The following is a 23,083-nucleotide window of genomic DNA, read 5'->3' on the forward strand; positions in this document are numbered from 1 at the left end:
GCGACCCCGGTCGCGGCCGCCCACCCCCCCCCCGCCGGCGGGGCGGGGGGCCCTTTACTCCTTCTCCACCCCCCCCCCCCCGCGGGGCGCGCCCCCCCCCCCCCCCCCCCCCCCCCGGCCCCGGGTCGTGTCATGCCGCCGCCGGCGCGGCACGGAATGGCGGGCTCCCGACGGCAAAACTGCGGGGCCGCGCTGATTTCCAGCGTGGCCCCGCAGGTCGGAAGCGTCCTCGCGGACGGACGGTCAGCGGTTCTTGTACGCCTCGACGACCTCGACCGGGATGCGACCGCGCTCGGAAATCTTGTAGCCGTTCTTCACGGCCCATTCCCGGATGGCCCGGTTCTGCTCCCGGTCCATTCCCGACGTCCCCGACGCGGCCGGGCGACGTGGCGCGCGCGCACTGTCGACCGCCCCCCGCCCGATTCGCCGGCCAGCGCTGATGTACGGATCGAGCGCCTTGCGCAGCACGCCCGCGTTCTCGTCCGAGACGTCGATGGTGTACGCCACGCCGTCCAGGCTGAACTCGACGGTCCGGTCGGCCTTTCCGCCGTCCAGGTCGTCGGTCAGAACAGTGATTACTTTCCTAGCCATCGCCAATTACTCCCTGTGTGGGGCGGGGTGTGCTCAAAGTTTGACGTATCCCGCGCCGAAAAGGCAACAAAGCGCGTCGTGCTCATTTCGGCGGGTCGCGATATCCGGAAGAAATCGCGGCGCCGACCCGGAAAGGCGGAGGCGCTCCAGGCGCCGGGCGGCCACGGCGGTGCCGCTGCCGCCGTACCCACCCGCCTCGTGCGTCGACCCTGGGAGTGGTCTGGATCACAAGGAGGAACAAGGGGGCACGCTTTGTTACTTGAGCTGGACACGCTCAACCTAATCCGATAGCAGGTGTTCGATGGCAACTCTTCCGGTCCTTCCCCTGACCGACGCCGTGCTGCTGCCCGGCATGGTCATCCCGGTGACCCTCGACCCGACCACCCAGGCCGCCGTCGACGCGGCACGTTCGTCCGGCGACGGGAAGATCCTCGCCGTGCCCCGCATCGACGGCGACTACGGCCCGGTGGGCACCGTCGCCACGATCGAGAAGGTCGGTCGGCTGCCCGACGGTGAGCCGGCAGCGGTCGTCCGCGGCCTGTCCCGGGCCCGGATCGGCTCCGGCGTGCCCGGTCCCGGCGCGGCCCTGTGGGTCGAGGCGACCGAGATCAGCGAGCCCGCCCCCGCCGGCCGGGCCCGCGAACTGGCCCGCGAGTACCGCGCCCTGATGACCTCGGTCCTCCAGCAGCGTGGGGCATGGCAGGTCATCGACGCGATCGAGCGGATGACCGACCTCTCCGAGCTGGCCGACTCCGCCGGCTACGTCTCCTGGCTCACCCTGGCCCAGAAGACCGAGCTGCTCACCGCGCCGGACGTCACCGCCCGCCTGGAACTGCTCGTCGGCTGGGTCAAGGCCCACCTCACCGAGCAGGAGATCGCCGAGCAGATCAACACCGACGTCCGCGAGGGGCTGGAGAAGTCCCAGCGGGAGTTCCTGCTCCGCCAGCAACTCGCCGCCATCCGCAAGGAACTCGGCGAGGACGAGCCCGAGGGTTCCGCCGACTACCGAGGTCGCGTCGAGTCCGCCGACCTGCCGGAGAAGGTCCGCGAGGCCGCCCTGCGCGAGGTCGGCAAGCTGGAGCGCGCCAGCGACGCCTCACCCGAGGCCGGCTGGATCCGTACCTGGCTGGACACCGTGCTGGAGATGCCGTGGGGCACGCGTACCGAGGACAACACCGACCTGGGCGCGGCCCGCGCGGTGCTCGACGCCGACCACGCCGGCCTGGCCGACGTGAAGGACCGCATCCTGGAGTACCTCGCGGTGCGCAACCGCCGGGCCGAGCGCAACCTCGGCGTGGTCGGCGGGCGCGGTTCCGGCGCGGTCCTCGCCCTCGCCGGCCCGCCCGGGGTCGGCAAGACCAGCCTCGGCGAATCGGTCGCCCGGGCCCTGGGCCGGAACTTCGTCCGGGTCTCCCTGGGCGGCGTCCGTGACGAGGCGGAGATCCGCGGCCACCGGCGCACCTACGTCGGCGCGCTGCCCGGCCGGATCGTCCGCGCCCTGCGCGAGGCCGGCTCGATGAACCCGGTCGTCCTCCTCGACGAGGTTGACAAGCTGGCCGTGGGCTACTCCGGCGACCCGGCGGCGGCCCTGCTGGAGGTGCTGGACCCGGCGCAGAACCACACCTTCCGGGACCACTACCTCGAGGTCGACCTCGACCTGTCCGACGTGCTCTTCCTGGCCACCGCCAACGTGGTCGAGTCGATCCCCGGCCCGCTGCTGGACCGGATGGAGCTGGTCACCCTGGACGGGTACACCGAGGACGAGAAGGTCGCCATCGCCCGCGACCACCTGCTGCCCCGGCAGCGGGAACGGGCCGGGCTGACCGCGGACGAGGTGACGATCGCCGACGGGGCCCTGGCCCTGATCGCCGGCGAGTACACCCGGGAGGCGGGCGTCCGGCAGCTCGAACGTGGCCTGGCCAAGATCCTGCGCAAGGTCGCCGTCGAGCTCGCCACCGATCCGGCGCCGGTCGCCGTCGACACCGGCAACCTGGCCCGCTACCTGGGCCGGCCGAAGTTCACCCCGGAGTCGGCCGAACGCACGGCGGTGCCCGGCGTGGCCACCGGCCTGGCGGTCACCGGCGCCGGCGGGGACGTGCTCTTCATCGAGGCGACCAGCATGGAGGGGGAGCCGGGGCTGACCCTCACCGGCCAGCTCGGCGACGTGATGAAGGAGTCCGCGCACATCGCCCTGTCGTACCTGCGCTCCAACGGGCGCCGGCTCGGGCTGGACCCGAACGCCCTCGCCGGCCGGCGGATCCACCTGCACGTGCCGGCGGGAGCGGTGCCCAAGGACGGCCCCAGCGCCGGCATCACCATGGTCACCGCCCTGGCGTCGCTGGTCAGCGGTCGCCCGGTCCGCCCCGAGTTCGGGATGACCGGCGAGGTGACCCTCTCCGGCCGGGTGCTGCCCATCGGCGGGGTGAAGCAGAAGCTGCTCGCCGCCCACCGGGCGGGCCTGACCGAGGTGATCATCCCGAAGCGCAACGAGCCGGACCTGGACGACCTGCCCGCCGAGGTTCGCGAGGCGCTGACGGTGCACACCCTGGCCGACGTCGCCGACGTGCTCGCCCTGGCGCTCCGGCCGGCCGACGTCGCGTCACTCACCGCCGCCTGAGGTGAAAGGAAGGGCCCCCTGTTAACGCTTGGCGTTGTACAGGGGGCCCTTCTTAACGCGCCACGGCTCGTCGCCAGCGCGATCGTCGGCTCCCACGCCGCCCCTGTTAACAGGGGGCCCTTCCTCTACCGGAGTCGTTAAGAAGGGGCCCTTCCTTACACGTTCAGCGGCGCTCGCGGCGCTGCCAGCCGGCGGGGTCGCGGTCGCGGCGCTCGCGCCGGTCACCGCCGTCGAAGCGGCCCTCGCCGCCGCCGTCACCGTCACGATCCCGGCGTACGGTCGCCTTGCGGCCCTTGATGGTGCTACCCCGCAGCCCCGAGATCACGTCGTCGGCGACGGCGTGCGGGACCTCCACCAGGGAGAAGCGGTCGGCGATCTCGATCGAGCCGATGTCCCGCCCGTTGATGCCCGTCTCGCCGGTGATCGCCCCGACCAGGTCCTGCGGGCGTACGCCGGCGCGCCGGCCCAGTCCGATGAACACCTGGGTGGTGCCGCCGGTGCGGGGTCGCCCGGGACGGCGCTCGCCGCGGCCCTCCGGCCGACCCTCCTTGGGGCCCCGCACGGACACCTGCGGGATCTCCTCCTCGTCGTCGGAGCCCGGCGAGGTCGCCTCGTGTGCCAGCCGCACCGCCGCCAGGGCCACCTCCACCAGGTCGAACTCGTCGGTCAGCGACTCGACGATCGCCCGGTACGGGTCCAGGTCGTCCTCCAGCAGGCTCTCCCGCAGCGCCGCCTGGGTCAGCTCCAGCCGCCGGGTGCGCATGTCCGCCACGGTCGGGATCTTGTCGATGGTGATCCGCTGCCCGGTCACCCGCTCGATGGTCTTGAGCATCCGGTGCTCACGGGGCTCGGCGAGCGTGATCGCCACGCCCTCGCGGCCGGCCCGGCCCACCCGGCCGATTCGGTGCACGTACGACTCCGGCGCCGACGGGACGTCGTAGTTGACCACGTGGGTGAGCTGCTCGACGTCCAGACCGCGGGCGGCCACGTCGGTGGCGACCAGCAGGTCGGCCGTGCCGCCCCGCAGCCGGCCCATCACCCGGTCCCGCTGCTCCTGGCTCATCCCGCCGTGCAGCGCCTCGGCCCGGTAACCCCGCCCGTTCATCGTCTCGGTGAGCCGGTCGACCTCCTCCCGGCTACGGCAGAAGACGATCGCCGCGGTCGGTGACTCCACGTCCAGCACCCGGCCCAGCGCGGCCGGCTTGTGCCCCCGCGCGACGATGTACGCGCTCTGCCGCACCCGGGGCGCCTCGCCGGCCACCGGCTGCTCCCGGGCGATGAGGATGCGGACCGGGTCGGTCAGGTGCTTGCGGGCCAGCCCGTCGATGCGCGATGGCATGGTCGCCGAGAAGAGCACGGTCTGCCGCGCCTCGGGGGCGTGCTCCAGGATCGCCTCGATGTCCTCGGCGAAGCCCATGTCGAGCATTTCGTCGGCCTCGTCCAGCACGACCGTGGCCAGCCCGCTCAGGTTCAGCGTGCCTCGGGCGATGTGGTCCAACGCCCGGCCGGGCGTGGCCACCACCACGTCCACCCCGGCGTCCAGCGCCCGCAGCTGCCGGCCGATGGGCTGCCCGCCGTAGATCGGCAGCACCCGTGCGCCGAGGTCCTTTCCGTACCGGTGGAACGCCTCGGAGACCTGCACCGCCAGCTCTCGCGTCGGCACCAGCACCAGCGCCACCGGGTGCCCGGACGGCCGGTCGTCGGGCATCCGCTGCAGCAGCGGGAGCGCGAACGCGGCCGTCTTGCCCGTACCCGTCGCGGCCTGGCCCAGCAGGTCGCGCCCGGACAGCAGGAGCGGGATCGCCTCCCGCTGGATCGGGGTCGGCTCCTCATATCCGAGTGCGGACAGCGCGGCCAGCAACTCGTCGCGCAGGCCGAGATCGGCGAAGACGGTGCCCTCGTCGAGGGTGCCCGACGCGGAGGGTTCGGTGGGTTGGTCGTGCCGTACGGGTGCGGAACTCATGCGACAAGCCTTTCATCACCGCCGTGCGCCCGCTCCGGCGACTGGCACATCACGCCGTCCGGGCACCCGCCGCCCTGCCGGCGGATGCCCGGACGTGCCGGGACAGCGGGGTCGCCGCTGGTCCCGGTCGTCACGGCGTGGTGAGGAGGAACAGGATCATCGTGACGCCGAGGGCCGTGTCGAGGATGCCGCACCACTCGGCGTAGCCGCGCGGTACGACCTCGTCGCGCCGGTGGTGGACCGCGTCCCAGCCCGCGTGGGCGAGCCATCCGAGTGCCACCAGCCAGCGGCCGGTGTCCCCGCCGAGGGTCACCGCGGCCACCGCCAGCGCCGTCCATCCAGCAGGCCGGCCATCTGCACGGCGATTATCCGGCGGTCGCCGAGCCGGTGCCGCCACGCCCCGACGAGCGGGTAGCTGACGGCGAGGACGAGCAGGGTCCACCCACCCGCACCAGCGGATGCGCGTCCGGTCCGGGTCGGGTGGGGTGGTGCGCGGTGTAGTCGTCGGGGCGGCGGAGCACCGCCAGCAGCATCGCCGGCACCATCAGCAGGTGGCCGCCGGTCAGCAGGGCGCCCCCGTCGAGCAGCCCGGTGGCGTACGGGACGAGCAGCAGTAGCACCGGCGCGTACATGGCGGCGGTCATCTCGCCGATCGCCGGCCACGAGTGTCCGCGGTACCACATCCACACCGCCATCCCGATGCTCATGTCGGTGGCCATCAGCAGGGCGGCGGGTCCCGGCGCGGCGGGGCCGAGCCCGAGTGACCCGGCCAGCGCACCGCGCGCCGGTCCGAGCAGCAGCATCCCGGCGACCATGGCCAGCACCATTTCCAGCAGGTGCCGCGTCAGGGCCCACCGCCGGGCGCGCTGTGCCGGCCGCTCGGGACGGGTGCGGGTGGTGGGGGAAGTCAGCTCTGTCATGGGAGTCAGCCTCGGCGAGGGCGGCGGCCCGGAACATCCCCGAGGTGTCACCGGTCGGCCGGGCGGAACGCACGGTCGAATCGTGCGCACCGGCGGGTCCCCGGGTGCGGGGGCGCGCTCTACCCTGGCGACCGTGGTGGTGGACGCGGCGGTACCGGGACGCGGGCGGCCCCTGTCCCGCGCCCGGACCGCCACCCTGGTCTCCCTCGCCTCCGGCATGGCCGCCACCCTGCTCCTGCCGGCGGCCGGACTCGCCCGGGAGCCGGAGGCGTGGCGGTTGGCCTCGGGAGCGCTGGGGCTGGCCGCGTTCGCGCTGGTGCTGGCGGCGGCGCTGCGTACCGCGGTCACCCCCGCGCCGGCCGCCCGGATCCGCCGTCGGGTGCGGCTCGCGTACGCCGTCGTGGCGGTGCTCAGCGTGCCGCTCGTCGCGCCGGTCGCCGTCGGCGCGTGGCCGACCTGGGCGTGGCTGGGTGCCGCGCTCGTCGGCGGGGTGCCGTTCGTGGCCTCGCTCCGGCTGGTGGTCCCGGCGCTGGTCGTCGCCGTGGCGGTCGCCGGGGCCGTGGCCGCGGCGACCGGCACGCCGGTCGTCCGGTCCGTGCTGGTCACCGGAACCGTCGGTGCGGGCATGGCCGCGGTCAACGGCTTCCAGGTGTGGTTCTGGCAGCTGCTCGTGCGGGCCGGCCAGGGGCAGGCCGCCCAGGCCCGGCTGGCGGCGGCGCAGGAGCGGCTGCGCTTCGCCGCCGACGTGCACGACCTGCTCGGGCACCATCTGACGGTCATCGCCCTCAAGGCCGAGCTGGCGTCCCGTCTCGCGCCGACCGACCCCGCGCGGGCCGGGCGGGAGGCCGGTGAGGCCCAGCGCCTGGCCGCCACGGCCCTGGCCGAGCTGCGCCGCACCGTGCACGGGTACCGCCGTGTCGACCTCGCCGAGCAGCTCACGGCCGTGGCCGAGGTGCTCCGCTCGTCGGGCGTGCGATGCACGGTCCGGCCGCCGGCCGGTGCGGTGCCCGCGGAGGCGGCCACCCAGCTCGCGGCGGTGCTGCGCGAGGCCGGCACCAACGTGCTGCGACACAGTCGGGCCGACTGGTGCCGCATCGAGATCACCCAGGAGGACGACGTGGCGCGGATGACCGTGACCAACGACGGGGTGGCCGCCACGGCGGCACCGGACCGGCACAGCCACGGCCTGCGGGGCCTGGCCGACCGGCTGGCCGCGGCCGGCGGTGACCTGCGGACCCGATCCGTCGACGGTGTCTTCACCGTCGAGGCGACCGTACCGACCACCGCATGATCCGGGTCCTGCTCGCCGACGACGAGGAGCTGATCCGGACGGCCCTCGCGGCGCTGCTCGACCTGGAGGACGACCTGGAGGTCGTCGCGCAGGCCGCCGACGGCGCCGCCGCGGTGACCGCCGCCCTGGCCCACCGGCCCGACGTGGCCGTGGTCGACCTGTCGATGCCCGCCCGGGACGGCTTCGGGGTCGCCGCCGAGTTGGCCCGAGCCCTGCCGGCCTGCGCGGTGGTCATCCTCACCGGCCAGGGCCGCCCGCCGCACCTGGCCCGCGCGCTGACCGCCGGGGCGCGGGGGTTCCTGCCCAAGGGCGCACCCGGTGGCGCGCTCGCTGACGTGATCCGCCGGGTGCACTCCGGTGGCCGGTACGTCGATCCGTCGCTGGCCGCGGACGCGCTGCTCATCCCGCCGTGCCCGCTCACCCCGCGGGAGCTGGAGACGCTGCGTCTGGCGCAGGACGGTTCGCCGGCGGCGGCGATCGCCCGTCGGGCGCACCTGTCCACCGGCACGGTGCGCAACTACCTGGCGGCGGCGGTGCAGAAGCTCGGCGTGGACAACCGCGCCGAGGCGGTCCGTGCCGCCCGCGACGCGGGCTGGCTCTGACCACCGCGACCCGCGATTTCGCGATCCGGTCCGCCGGTCACCGGGCCGGTGCCAGGATGGACGGGTGCCAGCCCCGCCGACTCCCGGCGCGGGCCGACCTGACCCGGCAGGGGGAGAACGTGGGCGACGACAAGGAAATCCGGTCCTTCCGGCTGGACGTCCCGGACGAGGCGATCGACGACCTGCGTCGCCGGATCGTGGCCACGCGCTGGCCCAGCCGAGAGCTGGTCCCCGATCGCTCCCAGGGCGTGCAGTTGGCGACGGTTCAGGAGCTGGCCCGCTACTGGTCGACCGATCACGACTGGCGCGCGTTCGAGGCGAAGCTGAACGCCCTGCCGCAGTTCACGACCGACATCGACGGCGTCGAGATCCACTTCGTCCACGTGCGGTCACGGCACGAGAACGCCCTGCCGCTGATCATGACGCACGGCTGGCCCGGCTCGGTCGTCGAGCTGCTCGGGGTGGTCGGCCCGCTCACCGACCCGACCGCGCACGGCGGCACCGCCGAGGACGCATTCCACCTGGTGCTGCCGTCCTTGCCTGGCTACGGCTTCTCCGGCGAGCCCACCGAGCTCGGCTGGGAGAACGGCCGCATCGCAGGCGCGTGGGCGGAGCTGATGGACCGCCTCGGCTACACGCGCTACGTCGCCCAGGGCGGCGACGTGGGCGCCGCCGTCACGGACGCGATGGGCCGCCAGGGACCCGAGGGGTTGCTCGGCATCCACGTCAACCTGCTCGCCGGAGCGATCGGTCTCAAGGACAAACTGCCGGCGGAGTCCGAGCAGGAACGCGCGGCGCACGAGGCGCTCAACACGTTCACCACGGACGGCTTCGGCTACTTCCTGGAGCAGTCCACCCGGCCGCAGACCATCGGTTACTCCCTGCTGGACTCACCCGTCGGGTTGGCGGCCTGGATGCTCGACCACGACACGGACAGCTACTACAAGATGTCCCGCGCGTTCGTCGACGGCGAGCCGGTGGGCGGTCTGACCCGGGACAGCGTGGTCGACAACATCACGCTGTACTGGCTGACCGGCACCGGTGCCTCGGCCGCCCGGTGGTACTGGGAGTTCGGCCGATTCCAGGCGGCGTCCGCCGCGGCCGGACAGCCGCCTCCGGCGGTCTCGGTTCCGGTCGGCTTCACGACGTTTCCCGGCGAGATCTGGGCTGCCCCGCGCAGCTGGGCCGAGACGGTCTACCCCGGTCTCGCCTACTTCAACGAGGTCGACAGGGGCGGCCACTTCCCCGCCTGGGAGGAGCCCGACGTGTTCGCGGCCGAGGTGCGGGCCGCGTTCCGGCCGATGCGGACATCCTGAGCCCGCTCGGGGTCGCGGTGAGCAGCTTCTGACGGAAGGGCGGCCGCCGGCGGACAGCCCGGCGCTACCGTGGGCGGCGTGCGTACCGTCGAACTGGTCTGCTCGCCGGCACTGGAGGCGGCGGTACGCGCCGCGTGGGAGCGGCTGGCCGCGGCCGGCCTGCCGAGCCTTGCCGGCAACACCCATCCCACCAACCGTCCGCACCTGACCCTCGCGGCGGTGGACGACTTTCCGCCGGGAGCGGCGGCGCGGCTCGGCGCGCTCTTCGCCGAGGTGCTGCCGCTGCCGGTGAAGCTGGTCGATCTGCAGGTGCTGAACGGCAGCGCGCCCCTGGTGTGGTCGATCCGCCCGGATCCGTCGTTGACCGCGCTGCACGCCGCGGTGTGGGAGGTGCTGCGCGACGCGGACGGACACCATCCCTGGCACTCGCCCGGACGGTGGCGGCCACACATCAGCCTGGCGTTGCGGTTCCGAAACGCGGACGCGGCGCTGGCCCGGGCCGTTGTCGGTGCGGACGGTCCAGCGGGAAGCTTCGTGGCGGGCCGCACGTACCACAGCGTGGACCGCTCGGTGACCCCGCTGTGCTGAACCGGGGTGCCGCTCGCGGAAACGGCGACGGCGGTCACCGGGGCGGGCGCCGGAGCCGCCGGGCCGGGGGCGGACGGTCTACGACGCCTCGGTGATCGAGTTGCGGCCAATTCGATCTGTTGCGACGGCGTTCCGCGAGGTTTAATGCTCGGTAACTTGTGGCGCCAGTCACAGGGGAGGAGCCGCCGGCGATGCTGCGGGTGCGGAATCTCGAGGTCGTCTACGACGACGTGATGCTGGTCCTGCGCGGCCTCAGCATCACCGTCCCGCCGGGCGGGATCGTCGCGCTGCTCGGCGCGAACGGCGCCGGCAAGACCACGCTGCTGCGCGCGATCACCGGCCTGCTCGACATCCACCACGGCGAGGTCGTCCGGGGTGAGGTCACCCTGGACGGGGAGCCGGTGCACCGGCTCAAGCCGGCGGCGATCGTGCGCCGGGGTGTCGCCCAGGTGATGGAGGGGCGGCGGATCTTCGGCGAGCTGACCGTCGAGGAGAACCTGCGCCTCGGCGGGCACACCGACCCGCGGCGCGTAACGGGCCGGCTGGACGAGGTGTTCGACCTGTTCCCGGTGCTCGCGGAGCGGCGCCGCCGGGCGGCCGGTTACCTCTCCGGCGGCGAGCAGCAGATGCTGGCGATGGGCCGGGCACTGATGGCCGGGCCGCGCTACCTGCTGCTGGACGAGCCGAGCCTCGGCCTCGCGCCACGCCTGGTCGAGCAGATTCGTGAGCTGATCGTCCGGATCAACGCCGCCGGCACGGCCGTGCTGCTGGTCGAGCAGAACGCCACCATGGCGCTGTCCGTCGCCGCCCACGGCTACGTGCTGGAGACCGGCCGGGTGGTGCTGGACAAGCCGGCCGAGCAGTTGCTCGCCGACGACGACGTCCGCGAGTTCTACCTGGGACTGCACGCCGGCGGCGACGGGCACGCCCGCCGGTCGTTCCGGGACGTGAAGCACTACCGGCGACGGAAGCGGTGGTTGTCGTGACCGAGATCCTGCGCTTCGACGACGTCCGGCTCTCATTCGCCGGGGTCCGCGCGATTGACGGGGTGAGCTTCACGGTCGGCCGGAACGAGCTGTTCGCGGTGATCGGCCCGAACGGCGCCGGCAAGACCTCCATCTTCAACGTGCTCTCCGGGGTGTACCGGCCGCAGGCCGGACGGGTCGTCTTCGACGGCGTCGACCTGGTCGGCCGGCGGCCGCACGAGATCGCCGCGCTCGGGCTGGCCCGCACCTTCCAGAACGTCGAGCTGTTCGCCAACCTCACCGTCCTGGAGAACCTGCTGCTCGGCCGCCACCACCACCTCCGCTACGGCCCCCTCGCGGCGGTCCTGTGGCGGGGCCGGGCGCGGCGGGAGGAGTTGGCAGCGCGGGCCGCCGTCGAGGAGATCGTCGACTTCCTGGAGCTGGAGCAGTGGCGGCGGATGCCCGTCGGGCTGCTGCCGTACGGGGTGCAGAAGCGGGTGGAGCTGGGCCGGGCCCTGGCGATGGAACCGAAGCTGCTCCTGCTCGACGAGCCGGTGGGCGGGATGAACCTCGAGGAGACCGAGGACATGGCCCGGTACATCCTCGACGTCCGCGAGGAACTCGGCATCCCGATGGTGCTGGTCGAGCACGACATGGGCCTGGTGATGGACCTGGCCGACCGGGTGCTCGTCGTCGACTTCGGGCAGCCGGTGGCCACCGGCACCCCGGCGGAGGTCCAGACCCACCCGGACGTGCTCCGGGCCTACCTGGGGGAGGTGACAACAGCATGAGCGCCACCACGGCGCCGTCGGGCGCGACCGCCGTCGAGACCGCCGGCGCCGCCGCCACGACGATCGCCTCCCGCGTACGCGGACACGCGCGCGCCACCCCCCGCCGGGTCGCGATGCGGGAGAAGGTCCACGGCATCTGGGCGGAGGTCACCTGGGAGTCCTACTGGGACACCGTGCTGACCGTCGCGCACGGGCTGCTCGCCCTCGGGATCGCCCCCGGCGACCGGGTCGCCGTGCTGGCCGAGAACCGCCGCGAGTGGCTCTGGACCGACGTTGCCGCGGTCGCCGTCCGGGCCGCCACCGTCGGGCTGTACCCGACCAATCCCGCCGAGGAGGCCGGCTACCTGCTGGCCCACTCCGGCGCGCGGGTGCTCGTCGCCGAGGACCAGGAGCAGGTCGACAAGGCCCTGGCGGTGCTGGACGACTGCCCGCACCTGGAGAAGGTGGTGTACCTCGAGCCGCGCGGCGTCCGGGGCCGCTACGACCACCCGGCGCTGCTGGCCTGGGACGACCTGCTGGCGCTGGGCACCGCACACCGGGTCGCGCACCCCGGCGCGGTGGAGGAGTTGATGGCCGCGGCCACCGACGACGACCTGGCCACCCTCATCTACACCTCGGGCACCACCGGCCGCCCGAAGGGCGCGATGCTGACCAACGCCAACGTGGACTTCGCCGTGCGTACGGTCACCGAGGGTGGAGGCCTGGCCGACCCGCCGCCCGGTCCGGACGACCTGACCCTGTCGTACCTGCCGCTGTGCCACGTCGCCGAGCGGGTCTTCACCACCTGGAGCAACGCGGGCGCGGGTGTGCAGGTCGCGTTCGCCGAGTCGATCGCCACCGTGCCGGCGAACCTGCGCGAGGTGCAGCCCACCCTGCTGTTCGGGGTGCCCCGGATCTGGGAGAAGGTGCTGGCCACGGTCACCACCCGGGTGGCGACGGCGTCCCCGCTCAAGCGGGCCGTGGCCCGGTTCTGGCTGCGGGTCTCCGACCGGATCGGCGCCCGGCTCGTCGCCACCGGCGGCCGGCACACGGCGGCCACCCGGCTGGCGTACGCCCTGGGGTGGGTCTTCTGCTACCGGGCGCTGCGCGAACGGATCGGCGTGGGCAAGGTGCGCTACGCCGCCTCGGGCGCGGCCCCGATCGCCCCCGAGGTGCTGCGCTTCTTCATGGGCATCGGCGTGCCGATGCACGAGGTGTACGGCATGACGGAGAACTCCGCCATCGCCACCGGCAACCGCCCGGGCCGGGTGAAGCTCGGCACCGTCGGCGAGCCGCAGGAGGGTGTGGAGCTGCGGATCGACGAGGCGACCGGGGAGATCCTCACCCGCCATCCGGGGGTGTTCGCGGGCTACCGGGACGACCCGGAGGCCACCGCCGCCGTGCGGGAGCCGGACGGCTGGCTGCACACCGGCGACGTGGGGGAGTGGGTCGACGGCACCCACGTGCGGATCACCGGCCGGGCGAAGGACATCATGATCACCGCCGGGGGGAAGAACATCGGTCCGGCGGGGATCGAGAACGAGCTGAAGACCTCCCCGTACGTCAAGGAGGCGGTGCTGGTCGGCGACCGGCGCCCGTACCTGGTGGCGCTCATCGGCATCGAGGTCGACACCGTGGGGCAGTGGGCGCAGGCGCGGCGGCTGCCGTACACCACCTACCGCGACCTGACCGGCAAGCCGGAGGTGGTGGAGCTGGTCCGGTCGGTGGTCGACGAGGTCAACCGCCGGCACCCGCCGGTGGAGCAGATCAAGCGGTTCCGGCTGCTGCCCCGGGAGCTCGACCAGGACGACGGGGAGCTGACCGCCACCCAGAAGGTCCGCCGGGAGGCCGTCACCCGGGCCTTCGCCGACCTGGTCGACGAGCTCTACGCATCCGGGGGTGACCGGTGACCGAGCTGATCGAGAGCCTGCTGCGTGGGCTCGGCACCGGCAGTGTCTACGCCCTGCTCGCCCTCGGCTTCGTCATCATCTACAAGGCCACCCGGGTCATCAGCTTCGCCCAGCCGGCGTTCATGCTCGCCGGGGTCGTCGCGGTCACCTACCTCACCCCGGCGGTCGGCTTCTGGGCGGCGGTGCCCCTCGCGGCGGTCGGTACCGGGCTGCTCGCCCTCGGCGTGGAACGCACCGCCGTCCGTCCGATGGTGGGTCGTCCGGCGTTCGTCGTCGCCATCATCACCCTCGGCGTGGACGTCGCGGTGCGGGTCGTGGTCAACGCCTTCATCGGCCTGGACGTCCGACACGTCGGCGACCCGTGGGGGCTGCGCACCCTCACCATCGGCCCGGTGGAGGTGCAGCAGCGGCACCTCGCCGCCGTCGTGGCCGCCGGGCTGCTCGTCGCCGGGCTGTTCGCGTTCTTCCGGTTCACCCGCACCGGTCTGGCGATGCGCGCCGCCGCCCTGGACCAGGAGGCCGCCCTCGCCCACGGCGTCTCGGTCGGCGCGGTCTTCGCGATCAGCTGGGCGCTGGCCGGTGGGCTGGCCGCCGTCGCCGGGACCTTCGCCGCCGCCGGCGGCAGCGTCGACGGGGCACTGTGGCTGATCGCGCTGACCGCCCTGCCGGTGATCATCCTCGGCGGGCTGGACTCGCTGCCCGGCGCGGTGGTCGGCGGCCTCGCCGTGGGTGTGCTTCAGGAGGTGACCGCCACGTACGCCAACGACGTCGCCTGGCTCGGCGGCAACGTCTCGGTCATCACCCCGTACGTGCTGATGCTGGTCGTGCTGCTGGTACGCCCGTACGGGCTGTTCGGGACCCGGGAGGTGGAACGCGTATGAGGGGCAGACCCCTGCTGCGCACGTCGTACGCGCAGGACCTCGCCCTGCTCGACACCCCGGCGAAACGGTGGTGGACGGCGGCGCTGCTGGTGCTGGCGTGCGCGCTGCCGTTCCTGCTCGCCGACGACCTGCTGCAACTGCTCGCGGTGTGCTGCGTGGCCGCGATCGGGGCGATCGGTCTCGGCCTGGTCACCGGGTACGCCGGCCAGGTCTCGCTGGGGCACGCGTTCTTCCTCGGCATCGGGGCGTACACCGCGGCGGCCCTCAGCGGCGACCCGGACGGGCGGGTGATCGGCCTCGGTGTCACCGACATCGCGCTGTGGTTGCCCGCCGCGGGCCTCGTCGCGGCGCTCGCCGGGGTGCTCGTCGCCCCGCTGGCCACCCGGCTGCGCGGGCTCTACCTCGCCATCGTCACCCTCGGTCTGGTCTTCATCGGCCAGCACGTCTTCAACGAGTGGTCGGCGCTGACCGGCGGCGCGGGAGTCGGCCGGCCGGCGGCCACCCTGGAGTTCCTCGGCCGGCCGCTCGCGGTCACCGACGGCGTCGCCACCCGCGACCAGAAGCTGTTCTGGCTGATGCTGGCCCTGCTGATCGTCTTCGCGGTCGCCGCCCGCAACCTCGCCCGGTCCCGCATCGGCCGGGCGTTCACCGCCATCCGGGACCGGGACATCGCCGCCGGGGTGATCGGGGTGAACCTGCCCCGCTACAAGACCCTCGCCTTCGCCGTCTCGTCCTTCTACGCCGGGTGCGCGGGGGCACTCCTCTACACCGTCACCGGGTTCTTCGACCCGGGGTCGTTCAGCCTGCTGCTCTCGGTGCAGTACATCGCCATGGTCCTGATCGGCGGCGCGGGCACCATCTCCGGCGCCATCGCCGGGGCGTTCTTCATCACCCTGCTGCCCCGGCTCACCCGGGAACTGCAGGCGTGGGTGCCGTTCGTCAGCACCCAGCCGAACGAGGTGCCGAACGTCTTCCAGGTGGAGACGATCCTCTACGGCGTACTCATCATCGTCTTCCTCATCTTCGAACCACGCGGGCTGTTCGGCCTCTGGGTCCGGGCCCGCACCTACTGGAAGGCGTGGCCGTTCTCCTACTGACACAAGTGAGGAAGCGATGGGAAGACCGACGTCACGGATCGCGCTCTCCGCGGCCGTGGTTCTGCTGGCCGGCACCCTCACCGCCTGCCGGGGCGGTGACACCACCACCGACGCCTCCGGGCTCAAGACCGACGTGGGCGTGACCTCCGAGCCCTGCCCGGAGGCGGTCGACAAGAACAAGGGATGCATCTACCTCGGCATCATCTCCGACCTCACCGAGGGGCCGTTCCGGGCCCTCGCGGTGCCGATCACCGACGCGCAGAAGGCGTTCTGGAAGCGGGTCAACACGGCCGGCGGCATCGGCGACTACGAGGTGGACGTGACCCGCTACGTGCGGGACAACAAGTACAACCCGCAGACCCACAACCAGGTCTACCAGGAGATCAAGCCGAACGTGCTGGCGCTCGCCCAGAGCCTCGGCTCACCCACCACCGGCGCGATCCTCGGTGACATGAAGGCCAGCAACGTCATCGCCGCACCGGCGGCCTGGACCTCCGGCTACGCGTTCGAGGACGTGATCGTCGAGTCCGGTGCCAACTACTGCGTCGAGTCGATGAACGCGCTGGACTACGCCCGTGAGGCGTACTCCCCGAAGTCGGTGATGGCGGTGCACCTGGCCGGCGACTACGGTGACGACGCCGCGGCCGGGGTCAAGCTGGCCGCGCAGGCGCTCGGTATGACCTTCACCGATGTCAAGACCGACTCCGGCGCGGACAAGCAGGCCGGCGCGATCCAGGCGATCCTCGCCGGGAAGCCGGATCTGGTGGTGCTCACCATGGGCCCGGCGGACGCCGCGACCATCGTCGGCCAGGCCGCCGCCCGCGGCTTCGCCGGCCGGTTCATCGGCACCAGCCCCACCTGGAACCCGGCGCTGCTGCAGAGCCCGGCCGCCCCCGCGTTGCTGGCGAAGTACGAGCAGACCGCGCCGTGGAACACCTGGACCACGGACACCCCGGGGCACAAGGCGCTGCGGGAGGCCCTGCCCGGGGTCACCCCGAACGACGGCTACACCTCCGGCTGGGTCTGGTCGTACCCGCTGAAGGCGGCGCTGGCCAAGGCGGTCGCCGACGGTGACCTGACCCGGGCCGGCCTGGTGAAGGCGGTGAAGTCGCTGACCAGCGTGGACTACGAGGGCATGTTGCCCTCCGGTGCCGGCAACTACGCGGCCGGGCCGAACGACGGCGCCGTCCGCGTGACCGCCATCTACAAGCCCGACAAGGCGTCCCCGACCGGGGTGAGCCAGGTCCGCGACCTGTTCACCGGCCCGACGGCGAAGGCGTACACCCTGGACGGCCCCTGCTACGAGAAGCTCTGATCCGTTAAGAAGGGCCCCCGGTACAACGCGAGGCGTTAACCGGGGGCCCTTCCTTTCACCTCAGCGGTAGAAGCGGAGGTAGTCGAACTCCGCCGTCACCGGGGGTTCGGCGCCGCCGTGCGCGACGAGGCCGATCCGGGGCGTGGTGTCGGCCGGGAAGGTCCACACACCGCCCCACGTCCAGGTCCGGCCGTCCCGGCTGGAGCCGGCCCGGAACTCGTGCTCGCCGGTGGCCGGGTCGACCCGGTGCGCCAGCCGCAGCCACGTGGTGGTCGCCGGGGTGCCGACGATGTTGCCGCCGTACACCGGCTGCCCGGCGAAGGGCAGCTCGTAGCCGTACTCGACCTGGCGGGTGTTCCAGATCGCCACCTGGGCCAGCCGGGCGAACCGGTCGTCGTCCACGTACGCCACCAGACCGGCCTGCTGGTAGTTGCGGACGGTCTCCTCACCCAGGTCGAGGGTCACCTTCGTCTCGACCACGTAGTCGCCGGTCGGGGCGTCGCGCAGCAGCACCCCGGCGGTGTTGCCGGTGCCGGTCAGGTCGGCGCCCTGCACCGGCCAGTTCAGCGACCCGCCGGACACGGTGGCCGCCGGATCCTCACGGACCCACGTCCAGTCGGCGTCGAGGCCGTCGGCGAACTCGTCGGAGTACGCCGGAAGCGGCGCGCCGACGCGCGGCTGCGGCACGGCCCGCCGGACCGGCTGGTAGAGCCGGGCGAGGCTGACGTTGTCGAACTCGGCGTCGCCGCCGGCCGCGGTCAGCGCCAGCCGCCCGGCCACCGGCCGGTCCAGCCGCAGCGACACCACGGCCAACTGGTCACCGAGGCGTGCCGGGCTGAGTTCCGCGGTGAGGGTCCGGCCGCGTACCTCGACGGCGAGGTTGACCGGGTCGGCCGGGTCGTAGCCGGCGGGCAGCGGCGCGGACGCGGTGCGCGCGCCGTCCCGGGCGACCAGGCGCCCGGCGGCCACGTCCACCCGGACCTCGACCCGCCCGCCGAGGGTGAGCCCGGCGCGGGTCGCGGCGGCCGGCCGCAGGTCGGCCTCGGCCCGCACGTCGCCACCGAGGGCGGTACGCGCCTGCAGCGTCCCGGTCCCGACCAGTCGTCCTTCGGCGACCCGCCAGTCACCGGCGTCCCGCCACCGGTCGAGGCCGGCGGCGAACTGCTCGTCGACGCGCCCGGTGGTCACCGGGGCGCGGCGGGTGCCCTCGGACGGGCCGGCCCCGGCGTTGACGGTGGGCCAGCCGTCGATCCAGTCGAGCCGGTCCAGCAGCATCGGCCGCTCGTTGATGCCGAACGGCTCGTCCAGGTACGGGTCGGCGCGGTCGATGCCGTGGTAGACGATCCAGTCCTGGCCGGACAGGTCGGTGAGGAACCCGTTGTGGCCCACCCCGATCCAGCGGTTGCCGTTCTGGGTGAGCACCGGGGTGCCGCCGGCCCGGGACGCGGTCAGCGGGATCCCGTCGAGGTCGACGAACGGGCCCTTCGGGCTGCGCGACCGGCCGACGTGGACGGAGTAGCCGGTGGCCGGTCCGGCGCAGCAGTTCGCGGTCGAGGCGAAGAGGTAGTACCAGCCGCCGCGGCGCAGCACGTAGCTGCCCTCGAACTTGTTGTCGATCGCCACCAGGGTGGGCTCGCCGACCGCGCGCAGTCCGTCCGGGGACAGGGCGGTCACCGAGATGCCGCCGTAGTAGCTGCCGTAGTACAGGTAGTGGGTGCCGTCGACGTCGGTGAACTGGGACGGGTCGATGGTCCACAGCCACCCGCCACCCCCGCCCGGGCGCGGCGCCACGACCGGCTCGTCGGAGAACGTCCACGGGCCGGTGGGGGAGGGGGCGGTGGCCGCGCCGACGGCGAAGTCGCCACCCTCCGGCGAGACGGTGGTGTCGGTGACGGTCACGTACATGACCCACCGGTCGCCGACCCGGCGGACGTCGGGGGCCCAGAAGCCGGCGCCGGGTGCCGCGTAGGACGGGCGCTGGTCGGGGCCGAACGCGTCCCCGACGTACGTCCACTCGACCAGATCGGTCGACCGGGCCGTGGGCACGCGGTGGAACACTCCCTCGCCCTCGCGCAGCGGGTCGGTGGTGCCGTACGCGTACCAGAAGCCGTCCTCGCCGCGCACGATCACGGGGTCGGCGAAGGTGTCGGCGAAGTCGGCGGAGATCGGGTTGCGGTAGCGGGGATCGGGGTCGGCGGTGGCCGGCGCGGACGCCGTGCCGGCCAACAGCAGACCGAGCACGGCGGCGATCGCGCCGCCGCGGCGGAGGTGTCCCATCTGACCTGCCTCGGGTGGGGGACGGTGGTGGACGAGCACTGTGTCCGTTTCTACAACGTTGGATACAACGTTGTAAAGACCGTTGGCGATGTCGTTCAACCACGGGGTGCGGGCGGACCGGCCGGGACGTGCCAGCATGGGCGGATGAGTTCCGTTGTCGGCGGTGGGCCGGAGCTGGCCCGGCTCGCCGCGCTGCTCGCCGACGACACACGGGCCCGGATGTGCCTGGCGCTGCTCGACGGCCGGGCGTGGACCGCCGGGGAGCTGGCCCGGCTGGCCGGCGTCGCCCCGTCCACCGCGAGCGACCACCTGAGCCGCCTGGTGCGGGGCGGGCTGCTCGCCGAGGAGCGACAGGGGCGGCACCGCTACCTGCGGCTCGCCGGCCCGGCGGTGGCGCAGCTGATCGAGGACCTCGCCGGACACGCGCCGTCGTCGCGTACGCCGGCCCGCTCCCTGCGCGCCGCCCGCGCCGACGCCGCCCTCGCGTACGCCCGCACCTGCTACGACCACCTGGCCGGGCGGCTCGCGGTGCTGGTCCGCGACGCGATGCTCACCCGGCGGCTCCTCGACGACACCGCCGGTCTGGCGGTCACCCCGGCCGGCCGGGACTGGCTCACCGCGCTGGCCGTGCCGGTCGACCTGCCGCCCGGTCGCCGTCCCCTGGTGCGGGACTGTCTGGACTGGACCGAACGTCGCCCGCACCTGGCCGGAGCCGTCGGGGCCGGACTCTGCCGTCGCCTGGTCGACCTCGGCTGGCTCGTCCCGGGCACCGGCCGGGCGGTCCGGCTGACCCCGGCCGGTGGACCGGCACTGGCCGCAGCCCTGGACGTCGACCCCGCCCACCTAGCTCCGCCCCCGCCGCCCGCCCCCAACAGCGGGCGTGCCTGACCCCCCGTTGATCATGAGGTTAGCGGGGTGAGATGTCCGTTTCGAACCCGATAACCTCATGATCAACGCAGGGTGGGGCCCTGCGGGGCCAATAGTTCGGTGTGCGCCGAACGGTGCGGGTCCTACCGTCTGGCGGTGACCGTCGAGATTCCACCCGCACCGGACACGCCACCGTGCGGTCCGCCCACGTTCGCGTCCGACGGCGGCTGGACGGTGACCCGCCACGCCGACGTCCGCGCCGTCCTGCTCGACCCGGCCTGCCGGGTGCCGGTCGCCGGCGGCGGCCCGCCCGGGACCCTGGCCGGGCTGCGGGGGCTGGTCAGCCGGTTCAGCGACACCGACCGGCACCCGGCCCGGCGGGCGCTCGGGGTCGCGGCCCTCGCCCCGCTCGACCCCGACGACCTCCGCCACGAGGCGGCCCGGGAGACCTCCGCCGCCCTGGACCGGGCCGGTGGCCGCGTCGACGTGACGGGCGCGCTGGCGCGGCGCGTACCGCTGCGGGTGCTGGCGGCCCGCCTCGGCCTTGCCGATCCCGACGCCGCCGTGCCGGCGGTGGCCGCGGTCGCCGCCGCGTGGCACCCGGGGGCCGACCGGACGCGCGTCGTGGCGGCGGACCGCGCCGTGGAGGTGCTGTCGACGATGGCCCCGGCCGGGACGCCGGAGGAGCGGGCGAACCGGCTCGGCCTGCTGGTGCAGGCCTGTGACGCCACCGCCGGCCTGATCGGGTCCGCGGTCCGGCACGGGCTGGCGCTGCCACCTGCCGTGTCGACCGCCGACCTGCTCGCCGAGGTGCTCCGGCTCGATCCGCCGGTGCGCGGCACCCGCCGGGTGGTCACGGCCGCGACGCGGGTCGCTGGCCGCGACCTCGCCGTCGGCGATCCGGTGCTGCTGCGCTTCGACGCGGCGAACCGGGACCCCGTGGTCGTCGCCGACCCGGACCGCCTACGACCCGGACGGCCCGACGGCACCCTCACCTTCGGCGCCGGACCACGCGGTTGCCCCGGTACGCGTCTCGCGTCGGCGCTGGCCGCCGGGGTGGTGTCGGTGCTGCGGAGCCGCTGCCGGCTGGTCCACGACCCGGGGGACCACGAACCGCACCCGCTGCTGCGGGTTCCGCGCCGCATCGACCTCGCAGTCCACGGACCGAGGTCGGGCGACGGGCCGCAGACCGGCAGGACCGTGGAGGTGCTCCGGTGACCGACCGCTACGCCGCCTTCCACGCCCTGCACCACGGCGACCCGCCGCTGTTGCTGCCGAACGCCTGGGACCACGCGAGCGCCGCCGCGTTCACCGCCCGTGGCCACCCGGCGGTCGGCACGACGAGTCTCGGCGTCGCCGCGGCCGCCGGCCTGCCCGACGCGGCCGGCGTCCTGCGCGCGGAGAACCTCCGCCTGGCCCGGCTGCTGCGCCCGCTGCCGGTGCTGCTGACCGTCGACGTGGAGGGTGGCTGCTCCGACGATCCGGCGGCCGTCGCGGACCTGGTCGCCGAACTGGCCGACCTGGGCGTGGTCGGCGTCAACATCGAGGACGGCCACCCCGACGGCGGACTCGCCCCGTCGGAGCTGACGGCGGCGAAGGTGGCGGCGGTCCGGGCGGCCGTGCCGGGGCTGTTCGTCAACGCCCGCACCGACGCCTGGTGGCTCGCCGTTCCCGACCCGTTGCCGGAGGCGCGGCGCCGGGCACGCGCGTACCGGGACGCGGGAGCGGACGGCATCTTCGTGCCCGGCGTGCCGGACGCGGCCACGGTCGCCGCCGTCGTCGACGCGGTCGACGTCCCGGTGAACGTGCTCCATCGCCCCGGCGGACCCACCCTCGCCGAGCTGCGGGATCTCGGCGTGGCGCGGGTGAGCACCGGCTCCCTGCTCTACCGGGCCGCGCTGGGCGCCGCCCTGGCCGCCCTCGACGAGGCCGCGTCCGCTGCCGGCCCGGGTGCCGCCGATCCGCCCTCGTACGCGGAGGTGCAGCGCCTGAGCGGGCTGTCCGGTCGCGGCCCGGCTGCCGCTCCTGGCGGCGTTCGGGGGAGATAGGAGGATTGTTCGGACTTCTCCCGGCTCGCGCGTTTACGGTGTCGTCAGGGCGATGCACCACCGTGACGTCGTGACGGGAGAGAGGACCCGACCATGCGAGTGCCCAGTCGAAGCCCGGGACAGCCGCCCGGTCCTCCTGTCTCCCCGGCGGCGCCGGCCCGCCGCCGGGCCCCCTCCGCCCTGCCCCGCCGGACCGCGGCCCCGGCGCCGGACCTCGACGCGTACCGGGCCGCCGTCGCCGACCTGCTGATCGAGGTCGGTGCCCTGGCCGGAGCGCCCAGCACCGCCGCACGGCAGATGCTGGTGGACGACCGGCTGCGGGACCCGGCGATCGCCGCCGTCCTTGACGCCACCGCGCAGGGGCTCGTCGGCGCCCGGGAGACGCTGCTGCTGGAGATGGCCCGCTACCAGCCCAACGAGCGCAGCTCCGCGGCCGACCTGACGGCCCTCGTCCGGATCTACCTGCTCTCCCGGATCGACGTGATGTGGTGGCGGGACACCCCCACGTACCGCACCGACGGCCAGGTCAACGCCAGCACCGACCTGGTCGACCTGGAGTGGCTGCGCCGGCGCGACCTGCTGCGCTTCCGCTACACCGAGCAGCCCGCCACCGTACTCGGGCGCGGGCTGCGGGCGGTGGGCCGGCGGCTGCGCCCGGACGCCACCCCGCGTACCGCCGGGCTGATGTTCCGCCGGACCCGCCGGGAGGTCGTGGCGCTGCTCAACGACATCGGCCGGGAGTTCGCCGCCGCCACCGGACCCGGCACCCCGCCGCTGTGGGTGACCAGCCTCGTCCGCAGCGCCGAGCACCAGCACCGGCTGCGCCGGCTGGGGTACGCGGCGATGGTGCCCAGCGGGCACTGCCTCGGCTGGGCGGTGGACGTGGAGATGGCCTGGTTCACCCGGTTCGGTGCGCGGGACGTCCTCGCCGAGATTCTGCTCGCCCGCCAGCGGGCCGGCGAGGTCAACGTCGTCGACGAGGGGCAGGCGTGGCACCTGTGTGTCGCGCCGGCCGCCCGCAAGCGGCTGCGCGGGGCGTACGAAGCCGAGATGGGGGTCTGAGCG

Annotated in this window: 20 protein-coding genes; 15 read left to right on the forward strand and 5 right to left on the reverse strand. The window is 73.9% G+C overall.

Going from position 1 to position 23,083, the window contains the following annotated elements:
- Positions 1–243: 243 nt before the first annotated feature.
- Positions 244–591 carry an Lsr2 family protein gene (locus tag ACIBR0_RS17765; RefSeq protein ID WP_396716824.1) on the reverse strand — a complete coding sequence of 116 codons (348 nt, stop codon included), beginning with the start codon at positions 589–591 and terminating at the stop codon, positions 244–246.
- A 301-nt stretch (positions 592–892) separates the two neighbouring features.
- Between ACIBR0_RS17765 and lon the strand changes: the two genes are divergently transcribed.
- Positions 893–3,208 carry an endopeptidase La gene (gene lon, locus ACIBR0_RS17770; protein WP_396716826.1) on the forward strand — a complete coding sequence of 772 codons (2,316 nt, stop codon included), beginning with the start codon at positions 893–895 and terminating at the stop codon, positions 3,206–3,208.
- A gap of 163 nt (positions 3,209–3,371) precedes the next feature.
- On the opposite strand, the gene ACIBR0_RS17775 is transcribed toward lon, so the two are convergent.
- The 3 genes from ACIBR0_RS17775 to ACIBR0_RS17785 form a co-directional block, all read right to left on the reverse strand.
- Positions 3,372–5,171 (reverse strand): DEAD/DEAH box helicase, encoded by a 1,800-nt coding sequence (locus ACIBR0_RS17775; RefSeq protein WP_396716828.1) that lies wholly within the window; start codon positions 5,169–5,171, stop codon positions 3,372–3,374.
- A gap of 130 nt (positions 5,172–5,301) precedes the next feature.
- Complete coding sequence (locus ACIBR0_RS17780; RefSeq protein WP_396716830.1) at positions 5,302–5,493, reverse strand: hypothetical protein; 192 nt, start codon at positions 5,491–5,493, stop codon at positions 5,302–5,304.
- Positions 5,494–5,536: 43 nt separating this feature from the next.
- Positions 5,537–6,091 (reverse strand): hypothetical protein, encoded by a 555-nt coding sequence (locus ACIBR0_RS17785; protein WP_396716832.1) that lies wholly within the window; start codon positions 6,089–6,091, stop codon positions 5,537–5,539.
- A gap of 133 nt (positions 6,092–6,224) precedes the next feature.
- Here ACIBR0_RS17785 and ACIBR0_RS17790 point away from each other — a divergent pair, with 133 nt between their 5' ends.
- The 10 genes from ACIBR0_RS17790 (at position 6,225) to ACIBR0_RS17835 (ending at position 16,826) form a co-directional block, all read left to right on the forward strand.
- Positions 6,225–7,382, forward strand: a complete 1,158-nt coding sequence (locus ACIBR0_RS17790; RefSeq protein ID WP_396716834.1) for a sensor histidine kinase — start codon at positions 6,225–6,227, stop codon at positions 7,380–7,382.
- Entirely contained in the window at positions 7,379–7,984 is a 606-nt protein-coding gene (locus tag ACIBR0_RS17795) for a DNA-binding response regulator (protein WP_396716835.1), read from the forward strand. Before ACIBR0_RS17790 ends, ACIBR0_RS17795 begins: the two co-directional genes overlap by 4 nt.
- A 56-nt stretch (positions 7,985–8,040) precedes the next feature.
- A complete protein-coding gene (locus tag ACIBR0_RS17800; RefSeq protein WP_396716837.1) occupies positions 8,041–9,300 on the forward strand; it encodes an epoxide hydrolase family protein in 1,260 nt (419 codons plus the stop codon).
- A 78-nt stretch (positions 9,301–9,378) separates the two neighbouring features.
- Complete coding sequence (locus ACIBR0_RS17805; RefSeq protein ID WP_396716839.1) at positions 9,379–9,888, forward strand: 2'-5' RNA ligase family protein; 510 nt, start codon at positions 9,379–9,381, stop codon at positions 9,886–9,888.
- A gap of 191 nt (positions 9,889–10,079) precedes the next feature.
- Positions 10,080–10,874: an ABC transporter ATP-binding protein gene (locus ACIBR0_RS17810; RefSeq protein ID WP_396716841.1), complete on the forward strand. Its 795-nt coding sequence runs from the start codon at positions 10,080–10,082 to the stop codon at positions 10,872–10,874.
- Entirely contained in the window at positions 10,871–11,644 is a 774-nt protein-coding gene (locus ACIBR0_RS17815; RefSeq protein WP_357030232.1) for an ABC transporter ATP-binding protein, read from the forward strand. Before ACIBR0_RS17810 ends, ACIBR0_RS17815 begins: the two co-directional genes overlap by 4 nt.
- A complete protein-coding gene (locus tag ACIBR0_RS17820; RefSeq protein ID WP_396716843.1) occupies positions 11,641–13,533 on the forward strand; it encodes an AMP-dependent synthetase/ligase in 1,893 nt (630 codons plus the stop codon). The genes ACIBR0_RS17815 and ACIBR0_RS17820 overlap by 4 nt, the downstream gene beginning before the upstream one ends.
- Complete coding sequence (locus tag ACIBR0_RS17825; protein WP_396716845.1) at positions 13,530–14,414, forward strand: branched-chain amino acid ABC transporter permease; 885 nt, start codon at positions 13,530–13,532, stop codon at positions 14,412–14,414. Before ACIBR0_RS17820 ends, ACIBR0_RS17825 begins: the two co-directional genes overlap by 4 nt.
- The gene (locus tag ACIBR0_RS17830) at positions 14,411–15,511 is read left to right on the forward strand and encodes a branched-chain amino acid ABC transporter permease (RefSeq protein ID WP_396716847.1); all 1,101 of its coding nucleotides are present in this window, start codon (positions 14,411–14,413) and stop codon (positions 15,509–15,511) included. The genes ACIBR0_RS17825 and ACIBR0_RS17830 overlap by 4 nt, the downstream gene beginning before the upstream one ends.
- A 16-nt stretch (positions 15,512–15,527) precedes the next feature.
- Positions 15,528–16,826: an ABC transporter substrate-binding protein gene (locus tag ACIBR0_RS17835; protein ID WP_396716849.1), complete on the forward strand. Its 1,299-nt coding sequence runs from the start codon at positions 15,528–15,530 to the stop codon at positions 16,824–16,826.
- Positions 16,827–16,886: 60 nt separating this feature from the next.
- On the opposite strand, the gene ACIBR0_RS17840 is transcribed toward ACIBR0_RS17835, so the two are convergent.
- Positions 16,887–19,103: a family 43 glycosylhydrolase gene (locus tag ACIBR0_RS17840; protein ID WP_396716851.1), complete on the reverse strand. Its 2,217-nt coding sequence runs from the start codon at positions 19,101–19,103 to the stop codon at positions 16,887–16,889.
- A 144-nt stretch (positions 19,104–19,247) separates the two neighbouring features.
- Between ACIBR0_RS17840 and ACIBR0_RS17845 the strand changes: the two genes are divergently transcribed.
- The 4 genes from ACIBR0_RS17845 (at position 19,248) to ACIBR0_RS17860 (ending at position 23,080) form a co-directional block, all read left to right on the forward strand.
- Positions 19,248–19,991 carry an ArsR/SmtB family transcription factor gene (locus ACIBR0_RS17845; RefSeq protein ID WP_396716853.1) on the forward strand — a complete coding sequence of 248 codons (744 nt, stop codon included), beginning with the start codon at positions 19,248–19,250 and terminating at the stop codon, positions 19,989–19,991.
- A 135-nt stretch (positions 19,992–20,126) separates the two neighbouring features.
- Positions 20,127–21,188, forward strand: a complete 1,062-nt coding sequence (locus ACIBR0_RS17850) for a cytochrome P450 (RefSeq protein WP_396716855.1) — start codon at positions 20,127–20,129, stop codon at positions 21,186–21,188.
- A complete protein-coding gene (locus tag ACIBR0_RS17855) occupies positions 21,185–22,018 on the forward strand; it encodes an isocitrate lyase/phosphoenolpyruvate mutase family protein (protein WP_396716857.1) in 834 nt (277 codons plus the stop codon). The genes ACIBR0_RS17850 and ACIBR0_RS17855 overlap by 4 nt, the downstream gene beginning before the upstream one ends.
- A gap of 93 nt (positions 22,019–22,111) precedes the next feature.
- On the forward strand, positions 22,112–23,080 hold the full coding sequence (locus ACIBR0_RS17860) for a DUF5715 family protein (protein WP_396716859.1): 969 nt from the start codon (positions 22,112–22,114) through the stop codon (positions 23,078–23,080).
- Positions 23,081–23,083: the final 3 nt, after the last annotated feature.

Source organism: Micromonospora sp. NPDC049497 (assembly GCF_044465805.1).
In the GTDB taxonomy this organism is placed as follows: Bacteria; Actinomycetota; Actinomycetes; order Mycobacteriales; family Micromonosporaceae; genus Micromonospora.